Source organism: Rhodococcus sp. NPDC057014 (assembly GCF_042673295.1).
In the GTDB taxonomy this organism is placed as follows: domain Bacteria; phylum Actinomycetota; class Actinomycetes; order Mycobacteriales; family Mycobacteriaceae; genus Rhodococcus_F.
Window position 1 is genome coordinate 1 of the sequence record NZ_JBHUSF010000336.1, and the last position, 9,516, is coordinate 9,516.

General features: G+C 65.7%; 9 protein-coding genes and 1 pseudogene. 4 read left to right on the plus strand and 6 right to left on the minus strand.

Going from position 1 to position 9,516, the window contains the following annotated elements; translation table 11 throughout:
* Positions 1-1,282, plus strand: a 1,282-nt coding sequence (locus ACFTZB_RS38270; protein ID WP_378440012.1) for a CotH kinase family protein, incomplete at its 5' end; no start/stop codon positions are given.
* Between the two features lie 3 nt (positions 1,283-1,285).
* Here ACFTZB_RS38270 and ACFTZB_RS38275 read toward each other — a convergent pair.
* From ACFTZB_RS38275 to ACFTZB_RS38285, 3 genes are all read right to left on the minus strand, one after another.
* Positions 1,286-1,477, minus strand: a complete 192-nt coding sequence (locus ACFTZB_RS38275) for a S4 domain-containing protein (RefSeq protein ID WP_378440014.1) — start codon at positions 1,475-1,477, stop codon at positions 1,286-1,288.
* Positions 1,478-1,578: 101 nt separating this feature from the next.
* Positions 1,579-2,379, minus strand: a complete 801-nt coding sequence (locus tag ACFTZB_RS38280; protein WP_378440016.1) for an SDR family NAD(P)-dependent oxidoreductase — start codon at positions 2,377-2,379, stop codon at positions 1,579-1,581.
* A 17-nt stretch (positions 2,380-2,396) separates the two neighbouring features.
* Entirely contained in the window at positions 2,397-3,395 is a 999-nt protein-coding gene (locus tag ACFTZB_RS38285; RefSeq protein ID WP_378440024.1) for a sugar phosphate isomerase/epimerase family protein, read from the minus strand.
* Positions 3,396-3,619: 224 nt separating this feature from the next.
* On the opposite strand from ACFTZB_RS38285, the gene ACFTZB_RS38290 reads away from it, so the two are divergent.
* Positions 3,620-4,624: a LacI family DNA-binding transcriptional regulator gene (locus ACFTZB_RS38290; RefSeq protein WP_378440018.1), complete on the plus strand. Its 1,005-nt coding sequence runs from the start codon at positions 3,620-3,622 to the stop codon at positions 4,622-4,624.
* Here the strand turns inward: ACFTZB_RS38290 and ACFTZB_RS38295 are convergent.
* The 3 genes and pseudogenes from ACFTZB_RS38295 to ACFTZB_RS38305 form a co-directional block, all read right to left on the minus strand.
* Complete coding sequence (locus ACFTZB_RS38295; protein WP_378440020.1) at positions 4,582-5,604, minus strand: LacI family DNA-binding transcriptional regulator; 1,023 nt, start codon at positions 5,602-5,604, stop codon at positions 4,582-4,584. The genes ACFTZB_RS38290 and ACFTZB_RS38295 overlap by 43 nt on opposite strands.
* A gap of 396 nt (positions 5,605-6,000) precedes the next feature.
* Entirely contained in the window at positions 6,001-6,924 is a 924-nt protein-coding gene (locus ACFTZB_RS38300; RefSeq protein ID WP_378440026.1) for a GntR family transcriptional regulator, read from the minus strand.
* A gap of 303 nt (positions 6,925-7,227) precedes the next feature.
* A pseudogene (locus ACFTZB_RS38305) lies at positions 7,228-7,533 on the minus strand (helix-turn-helix domain-containing protein); the annotation flags it as partial.
* Between the two features lie 389 nt (positions 7,534-7,922).
* Between ACFTZB_RS38305 and ACFTZB_RS38310 the strand changes: the two are divergent.
* Both ACFTZB_RS38310 and ACFTZB_RS38315 read left to right on the plus strand, forming a co-directional pair.
* A complete protein-coding gene (locus ACFTZB_RS38310) occupies positions 7,923-9,272 on the plus strand; it encodes an MFS transporter (RefSeq protein ID WP_378440022.1) in 1,350 nt (449 codons plus the stop codon).
* 65 nt (positions 9,273-9,337) lie between these two features.
* The coding region (locus tag ACFTZB_RS38315; RefSeq protein WP_378440028.1) for a metallophosphoesterase at positions 9,338-9,516 on the plus strand (179 nt) is incomplete at its 3' end.

A 9,516-nucleotide genomic window follows, 5' to 3' on the forward strand; every position in this document is an offset into this window, starting at 1 on the left:
CACCGGCACCGTTGATCTGTTCGACAGCACCGTCGGTCACGAGTTGACGATCGACATCACCGACGCCGAGTACGACGAGATGATCTCCGCCTACCGGGACAACGGCGAGAAGAAGTGGGTGAACGCCACGATCACCATCGACGGCACCACCATCACCGATGCCGAGGTGAGGCTCAAAGGCAATTCGACGTTGATGGGCCTCCGCGGGGACGGCGCCGGCCCGCCCGGTGGAATGCAACCACCCGAGGGGATGGAGATGCCGCAGGACGGGCAGTTGCCCGAAGGATTCGATCCGGCGGCCGCCATGGGCGGGATGACCGCGATCTCCGAGGACGATCCGACGTCTCTGCCGTTGCTGATCAGCTTCGACAGGAACGCCGAAGGCCGCGCATACCAGGGCATGACCGAACTGTCCGTGCGACCGGGCACCCCGGTCCTCAACGAGGCGATGGCGTTGTCGTTGACCGCGGAGACCGGGCAGCCGTCGCAGCGCTACGCCTACACCGTGTACTCGATCGGGGACAGCGCCACCGCGACGCGTCTGGTGCTCGAGCACCCGGACGAGTCGTACGCGAACTCGCTGTTCGACTCCGACGGGTACCTGTACAAGGCAGACGCCAACTCCCGATTCACCTACGTCGGTGACGATCAGGCCGACTACACCGACCAGTTCAAGCAACTCAACGCCGCCGGCACCGGCGACGTCCAGCCCATTATCAACTTCCTGAAATGGTTGGACTCGGCCGGCGACGAGGAATTCGACGCCCACCTCGGCGACTGGGTCGATGTCGACTCCTTCGCCCGCTACCTGGCTACGCAGAACCTGCTCGTCAACGGCGACGACATGTCCGGCCCCGGTCAGAACTACTACCTCTGGTACGACCTGGACACCGAGAAGATCTCCGTCATCTCCTGGGACCTGAACCTGGCCATGAACAGTGACGCGACCACCGGGCCGGACCAGGCCGTCACGATGGGCGGCATGGGACGCGGTCCGGGTGCCGGCAACGATCCGGCGAGGTCGTCGGCCGGAATGGGGAACTCCCTGAAGACACGGTTCCTGGCCTCCGACGCGTTCGACGCGAGCTACCAGGCCGCGTACTGGGAATTGTACGAAGAGATGTACGGCAGCGGCCGCGCCCTCGAACTGCTCGACACCGTCTCGGCGTCCATCCCGACCAGTGGCAGCCTCACCGCCGACGCACTGCGGGAGAAGGTCGAGTCCATGCGCACCTGGATCGATCAGCGCACCACCGCACTCGCCGAAGCGCGCGATCGGTAGTTCTCAGAACACTGTGGTGCGCAGGTACTGATCGAGTGCGACCGAATCGTCGGGGCCGACGAGCCGCCGCGGATTCTGCACCGGCAATCCGTTGACGAGGACCAATCCCTCCATCACGTACGCCATTGCCTGCTGCTCGGTGGAGACCGATCCCTGCTCGGCGAGAACGACGTGAACCGGACGCAGTGCGCTCATATCCGCAGCGTCCTCCGCGACGATGTCGGCAGACCGGCGCCACGTCGACCGGGGGGCGACAAGTCGGTGAACATTCGTCGCACCCCCGAGTGGTATGACCGCTATTGGTACCGAATCGGCCGCAGGGGACGTGGAGTCCCCGATGACGCGGTGATGCCGCCGTCGACGGGGATGATCGCGCCCGTGATGTAGCCCGCATCCGGGCTGGCGAGGTACAACGCCAGTCGTGCAACATCTTCCGGCACACCCGCGCGGTCCATCGGCACGCGGTTCATCAACGCGTTCGAGAACTCGACGTCGTCGAGTCGGGACCGGGTCTGTTTGGTTGCGATGAAACCGGGGGCGATCGCATTGACTCGTATCCCCCGGCCACCGAGGTCCAACGCCAGACTCTGCACCATGGTGTTGACGCCGCCTTTGGTTGCGTTGTAAGCGAACTGGCCCCAGTCGCCACCGAGTCCCGCAACCGACGAGATCGCGATCAGGTTGCCGGCCGTGGTCTCCAGTGCCGGCACCGTCGCGCGTGCGACATGGATGAACCCGTCGAGGTTGACCGAGCACATTCGTTCCCATGCCTGGTGGTCGAATTCGTCGATGACACTCGGCTCGCTCAGCCCGGCATTGTTCACCACGACGTCGATCCGGCCGAAACGGTCGAGTATCGACCGAACAGCGCGGTCGACCTCGGCCTGCACGGTCACATCGGTCGGGACCACCAGGCTGCGGTCGGCAGGGAACCGCGCAACCGTGTCGTGGAGCGCCTCGGGCGAGCGCCCCAACAGACAGACTGTCGCGCCCTGCTCGAGGAATGCGACGGCGATCTGCCGGCCGATGCCCGATCCGGCCCCGGTCACCACCACCACGCGGCCGTCGTACGGGTATGTCGCCCAGCCGATTGTCACCGTCGCCCTCCCCTTCGTCAGATTCCGGCCGACTTCTTGGCCGCCAAGAGGGTGTCGGCTGCGATCTGCAGTCCCTCGAGTGCGCTGTATGCGGTGTCCTCGTGCTCGATGTTGACGGCCATGTCGGGATCGACCTTGTACAGGGCGGTGAGGAAGCGACTCCAGAAGTCCACGTCGTGTCCGTTGCCGACGGCGACGAAGTCCCACGCCGAGTCCTCGGGCCACTTGTTGACGACGTGCTTGCCGCCGAGCCCGGTCGGATTCTGGTCCGCGGGAATGCGCGTGAAGCGATCGTCGAGGACTCCGTAGATCTCGCAGTTCTCGTTGATGCGAGTGTCCTTCGCTGCCGCATGGTAGACGAGCGGGCCGAGCCACTCGATCGCCTTGACGGGGTCGATACCCTGCCAGAACAGGTGCGACGGGTCCATCTCGGCGCCGACATTGGTGGCACCGATCTTGTCGACCAGGCGCTTCATCGTCGGCGGGTTGAACACGAGATTCTGGGGGTGCATCTCGATGGCGACCTTGACGCCGTTCTCCCGGGCGAGCGCGTCGATCTCCGTCCAGAACGGGACCGCGACCTCGTCCCACTGGTAGTCCTGCGAATCGAGGTAGCCCGAATCCCAGGTATTGACGTGCCAGGCCGGCCACTGACCGCCGGCATGTGCGGCGGGCAGACCCGACATGGTGACGACCCGGTCGATGCCGAGCAGTCCGGCGACCTTGATGGAGTTACGCAGGTCGTCGGCGTCTTCCGGACCGACCTCGGGATCGGGATGCAGCGGGTTGCCGTTGCAGTTCAGGCCGGCGATCGACACGCCCGTTCCCTCGAACACGGCGAGGTACTCGGCGGGAGCGACTCTGCCGGACAGCAGATCGGCCACCGGGATGTGGACGGGAGGCAGGAATCCGCCCGAGTTGATCTCGATGCCCTCCAGACCGAGGGACGCGATGATCTCCAGGGCCTCGGGCAGGCTCTTGTCGTGAAGGATCGCGTTGTAGACGCCGAGCTTCATCATTTCTTCCTTCGTCGCGGTTGCACTGAACTGATCGATCACCGGGCGCCGGTAGGACGATGTGCCCACGAAACGGATGTGGTTAGATCGGTCTACTTAAGCGCTTCAGTAGCCTACTATCGGCCACATCACACCCCGCGGTCAAGCCCGTGACGAAATGAATCACCGGAGCGGCACGAACAAGGAGATCGACCATCGACGAGCGCACCCCACGACGAACGACGATGCAGGACATCGCCGATCGCGCCGGCGTCTCGAAAGCGCTGGTGTCGATGGTCTTCCGCAACGTCGCCGGCCCCAGCGAAGCCACTCGGAACCGCGTGACGGAGATAGCCGACGAGCTCGGCTACCGCCACAACCGTGCCGCCGCCCTCCTGTCCCTGCGCCGCACCAGACTGATCGGCGTCATGGCCGAGATCGGAAACTCCTTCCACACGGAGTTGGTCGACTTTCTCGTCGACGACGCGGAACGAGCCGGATACGACGTGGTGCTCGGACCCGTGACCGCCACACGCACCCAGGCCCGGGCCGTCGACATGCTGCTCGAGTTCCAATGCGAAGCGCTCGTCCTGCTCGGACCGCAACTCGACGCCGCCATGCTCCGCGCGATCGACGAACGCGCGCCGGTGGTCAGCGTGGGGCGTCGTCTACCCGGGACCACCGTCGATACGATTCGGACCGCCGACGGTCGAGGAGTCGGGATGATCGTCGATCACCTTGTCGCACTGGGACACACAGACATCATCCATGCTTCGGCCAGTGGCGCGATCGGCGCGGACCGGGCATCCGGCTACACCCGGGCGATGAACCGCCACGGGCTGGAACCGCAGATCGTCGTCAGCGGCTTCACCGAAATGGCGGGCGCCGCCACCGCGGCGCTGCTGGATCGCGACGAGCTACCGTCCGCTGTGGTGTGCGTCAACGACCGCTGCGCGATCGGACTGCTGGACGCGATCCAGAAGGACGGGATCGACGTTCCGGGCGACATGTCGATCACCGGATACGACGACTCCCAGCTGGCGCAATTGACGCACATCGCGTTGACGTCGGTGAGCCAGGATCCGCGCGAACAGGCCAGGCGTGCGGTGGCGGCCGTGCTGGAACGGCTCGACGACGGACGGACCGAACCCGTATCGGTGGTCCTTCGACCCCGCCTGAGCCTGCGGTCAACGACAGGTCCGGCGCCTCATCGATCGAGAACGCGCCGACGGAGAGCTCGCTCGCGCTGAGCGGACCGGGCTCGTCCGGTACTGCCCCGCACGATCAACCGCGGTTCGACGACGACATCGGTAGCGGCCGCGGTGTCGTCCTCGAGCCGCCTCACCGCGAAGTCGACCGCGTTCTCGGCCAGCTGATCGACGTCCTGACGAACCGTGGTCAGGTCGATGCGCGACAGATGCGCGATCTCGCTGTCGTCGTAACCCACGACCGACACGTCACGGGGGACGTCGACACCCGCCCGGTCCAGGGAGTCCATGAGCCCCAGCGCACACCGGTCGTTGCCCGCCAGGACTGCGGTCGGAAGGACACCCTCGTCGAGCATCAGGCGTCCCGCCGCCACTCCCGCCGCCTCGGTGTGGAGTCCGGGAATCACCCGGACGAACTCCGCCAGGCCACGCTCGCGCATCGCCGCAACGTAGGCGTCGCTTCGCGCGGCCGCGCCCGGCGACGAGCCTCCGCCGATGTGATGGATGACGCGGTGCCCGAGGCCGGCGAGGTGATCGACCGACTGCCGGATACCGCTGTCGTCGGCACTGCGCACGGTGTCGAATACGCTCGGCCGCATCGGCTTTCCCACCACCACTACGACGGCGCGGTCCTCGAGTTCGTCGAGGTACTCCTGGCCCGAACTCGGACCCAGGAGGATCAGACCTTCGCACCGATGACTGAGCATCGATTCGATCGCCTCGACCTCGTTGCGCCCCGGTGCGCTCGCCGACAACAGCACCTCGTACCCCGCCGCCTTCGCGACCGGGTAGATCCTCGTGACCAGGTCGGCCTGGAATGGCTGCTGGACGTCGAGCAGCACCCCCAGCGTTCGACTGCGTCCGCGGGCCAGTAATCGTGCCGCACTGTCCGGTTTGTACCCGAGCTCCGCAGCGACCTCCAGCACACGCCGGCGCGTTTCCTCCCCGGCCCCGGGCTTTCCACGCATCACGAACGAGACCAGGGTGCGCGACACTCCCGCCCGTGCAGCGACGTCGTCCATCGTGGGCTTTCGTGCGCGCGCCGCGCCTTGTGCACGCGTGGAACCAGCATTGTTCACGGCATTCCCCCGTCGAATCGCCCGAAGGCACGGTCCGGCTCGATTGCGTCCGGGGTCGGAGCGGTCTTCCAGCGCGCTTGCACGTCCGCAGCCTACTGTCGGCCGGGAAGGACCTCGCGCCGGCGGTGCCGTGAACGGTCGCCGCCGTATCCGGTCCAGTCTCGTGGCCGTAGATCCGGGAGCGGGCGCGCAGCGATCGGACGGTTTCGACCAGCACCAACTCGGCGAGCCCTCGACGGAATCCGACCCGAAGGCCACCAGGGACTGTGCTGCGATGCCGCTGACCTGGGCTGCTTCCGCTGACCTGGGCTGCTTCCGCTGACGCCGCACCAGACCAGGTCAGCGCCTGCGTTGGCCGAGGTGCGGCACCATGTATCTGATGCAGTTGTCGATCTTCTCGCGCCACGCCGCTATCGCGGCATCCTGATCGGAACTCCCGATCGCCTCCAGGACGCGGCCGTCATCGGTGATGATTCCGTCCACCGGATGCTGATACGTGACCCCCAGAGCGGCCGCGAACAGGCGGATCTGCAGGGTGAGACGAGTGAACATCGCTTCGATACGCGGCATGTCCGCCGCGCGCGCCAGTTCGTCTTGGAGGTCCAGATCCAGCGACCCGGTGACCAGTGGCTCGTCCTCCACAGCGCTGCGTCCGATGCGTTGGTACAGGGCGTCGACGGTGTCTGGAACTCCACCGCCGCGTGCAGCCAGACGACGCACGAGCGCAGTGCCGAGCAGACCGCGAGCAGTGTAGGACTCCAGCACGTCGCGTTCGGCGGGTGTCGGCACGTAGAAGTTGCCGGCGCGGTCCTGGTCGACCAGACCGTCTTCCACGAGGTGTCGCAGTGCATCGACGAGCGTCCCTGCCGACAGCCCCGTCCGCGAGGTCATCGTCCGCGCATTGATCACCCGGCCGGCGTGCAGGGCGCCCTCTGCAATCGCCTCGCACAGTCCCGCCACCACGATCGCCGCGTCTGTCTCCTTCCGGGCCTCCGCCGCTGCCGAGCCAACTTTGCCACCTGAGTCAGAAGTTCGATCCCACCGCGTCCATTGAAACTCCCTTCGAGTGCCCTGATACCACTCGCGGATCGCCCGTTCCAGCTCGTTCAGTTCGGGAAGCTGACGTGCGTCGATCGCGGACGCCGCAGGAGCCAGCAATTCCAGCCATCTGCGCCTCTCCACGGTCACCGTCCGGATGCTGCGGGTTCGGCGCACCCACGCTGCGGTGGCGGTATCCGGCTCGAAATCGAGTATCACCGTCACCGCACGATCCCGAGGCGCGTACTGAAGCGCGCGGCGTAAACGTTCACCCGAACCGACAGACATTCCTCGCGGCACGTCCTCAGCGCAGACGGATCCGCACAACAGAACCTCGACCGCATCTGAAATCTCGCGCGATGTCGACGCACTCCGGTGCGGCCGTCCCGACTTCGTGGGCCCACTGTGAAACACGAGCACGCTGCTTCCCGGCTCGAGGTGCACGTACGCCAGAACCGCATTGGGTGGCAGGTCAGGATCGGCAGCGGAACCCGCCGCCGGATAGTGTTCGCGCCGAATCCGAGAGACCGTCGACTGGCTCACCCCCACGTGTTCGGCGATGCTTCGGGTGGTCCAACCCCCTTCCGGAGGAGGCTCCAGCACGCACGTCAGAGTGCGGTGCACCACATCGCCGGCAGTGCTCGGCCGGCCCGATCGGGGCGCGTCGGCCAGGCCGTCGATGCCGTACTCGACGTACCGTTTGCGCCATTTCGCGACCGTGCGAACGGTGACGTCGCTCCGGCGTGCCACCTCTGCCGCGCCCATTTCCGTGCAGCTCAACACGATCCTCGCGCGAGCGGCCTGATCTTGCGTCGTTCGGCGGGATGTCGCCATGCGACTCAACTCGGCACGCTGAGCGACGGTCAGTTTCAGGGGGCCGCTTCTCACACCCGAATAGTATCTACTTTTCACTCAGCGCAGCTCGGATCGCCCGCGCCTCTCCCCCGATCAGGTCCCTCTGGCGCATCCTTTCATGCAGCCCCGAATGTGATGTCCACCACTCTCGCCAGGTGCGTCGAGCCGCAACGCTCGCGTCAACCCACAGGCGAGGGCGGACGCATGGCCGGGTTGCGAGTTCCGCCCGGGCCGCGTGAAGCAACTGACTCGCAAGGTCCGCAGGGCCGCCGCCCACCGCCGAACCGGGCGCTGATTGATCCGCTGACGTAACAAGGAGATCTCCATATGTCACAGTCCGATACTTGGTGCGCGTCCAGGAGATTCCCATGCCATTGACAGAAAACGCCACAGCCGATTCGGGCTCGAGCGGCAAGACTTCCGAGGCCTTCAGGAAGAAGTTCCAGATCCGACTGATCACCGTCCTGGTCGGCGGTATGTTCCTCGACGGCTACATTCTCGGCATCATCGGACCGGTCACCCACACGATCGAGACGAGCGTCGTGGGCATGACCACGGCCTGGATCGGGTTGGAGGCGGCTTCGGCTCTGATCGGCATCATGATCGGATCTCCGATCGGGGGCTGGCTCGCCGACAAACTCGGCCGCAAGCCACTCCTGTTCTGGGACATAGTGCTGTTTGCCGTCGCATCGGCCGCGCAACTCTTCGTCGACGGGCCGCTCGAGCTGTTCCTCGTACGGCTGGCGATGGGCCTCGCCGTCGGCATCGAATACGCCGTCGGCTGGCCGCTGCTGGCGGAGTTCGCACCCCCACACCTGCGCGGCCGGTTGCTCGGGGGCACCGTCATCGCGTGGTACGCCGGATTCTGCGTTGCCTACATCGTCGGGTACTACCTCAACAAGGCCGGGGCGAGCTGGAATATCGTGCTGGCGACGAGCACTCCGATCGCTGTCGCCATCCTGGTCGGTCGCATCGGGCTGCCCGAATCGCCGCTCTGGTTGTGGAGCAAAGGCAAGCAAGACGACGCCAAGGGGATCGTCGGCAAGTATCTGGATACCGACTACATGACCGATATGGTCAAGGCCAAGAGTGGCGGACCGGCCGGCACGATCGCCATGTTGTTCTCGCCTTCGGTCTGGCGGTCCACACTGTTCACGGCGGGTTTCTGGGCGTGCGCCGTCACCCCGTACTTCGCGATCGCGACCTTTGCAGACAATCTTCTGAAGGATTTCGGGCTCACCGGACTACTGGGAGGCGTGAGCCTGTCGGTGTTCGCCGTATTGGGAGTTACCGCAACCATCCTCGTCGTCGACAGGGTCAAGCGGCGAACGCTCACCGTGCCACCGCAATGGATCGCGGCGATCGTGCTGGTGATCGCCGGGCTGTGGGCGGGTGCGCCGCCGATGATCATGCTCGCACTGTTCCTCCTCTTCTCTTTCCTGAATGCCGGATACACCGCGATGACCGCCATCTACCCGAGCGAGGTGTTCCCCACCGAAGTTCGGGGGCTCGGTACCGGTTTCGCGGCAGCAGGAAGCCGGGTAGGAGCGGCCGCGGGTCTGTTCCTCGTTCCGATCTCGATCGAGAATCTGGGTGTGTCCACCACTATCCTGATCGCCGCGGCGATCACGTTCGTCGGAGCGGCACTGTCACAGTGGCTGGCACCCGAGACCGGCGGAAAGCCTCTGAGTGAATTAGCCGAGAACGTCAGCCACTGACGAGACTTCTCCGAAATCGCCCGGGCATCAGGCGGACACACCTCCGCGGATGCCCGGGCGACCAGATGCGAAAGGGCTGCGACTTGAGTATTCGTGTCGCCGTGATCGGCGATATCGGCGGGCATCGTGAGGAACTCGCAAGAGAACTCCGACGCCTCGGCGCCGACGACAACGGCCGGCTGCCCGACGACCTCGTCGTCGTTCAGGTGGGTGACCTCATTCACCGCGGCCCCGACTCCGACGG

Excerpts from the sequence above, each read along its gene's own strand:
- ACFTZB_RS38285 (WP_378440024.1), bottom strand. The coding sequence starts at position 3,395 with ATGAAGCTCGGCGTCTACAACGCGATCCTTCACGACAAGAGCCTGCCC.
- ACFTZB_RS38275 (WP_378440014.1), bottom strand. The coding sequence starts at position 1,477 with ATGAGCGCACTGCGTCCGGTTCACGTCGTTCTCGCCGAGCAGGGATCG.
- ACFTZB_RS38295 (WP_378440020.1), bottom strand. The coding sequence starts at position 5,604 with ATGGACGACGTCGCTGCACGGGCGGGAGTGTCGCGCACCCTGGTCTCG.
- ACFTZB_RS38310 (WP_378440022.1), top strand. The coding sequence starts at position 7,923 with ATGCCATTGACAGAAAACGCCACAGCCGATTCGGGCTCGAGCGGCAAG.
- ACFTZB_RS38290 (WP_378440018.1), top strand. The coding sequence starts at position 3,620 with ATGCAGGACATCGCCGATCGCGCCGGCGTCTCGAAAGCGCTGGTGTCG.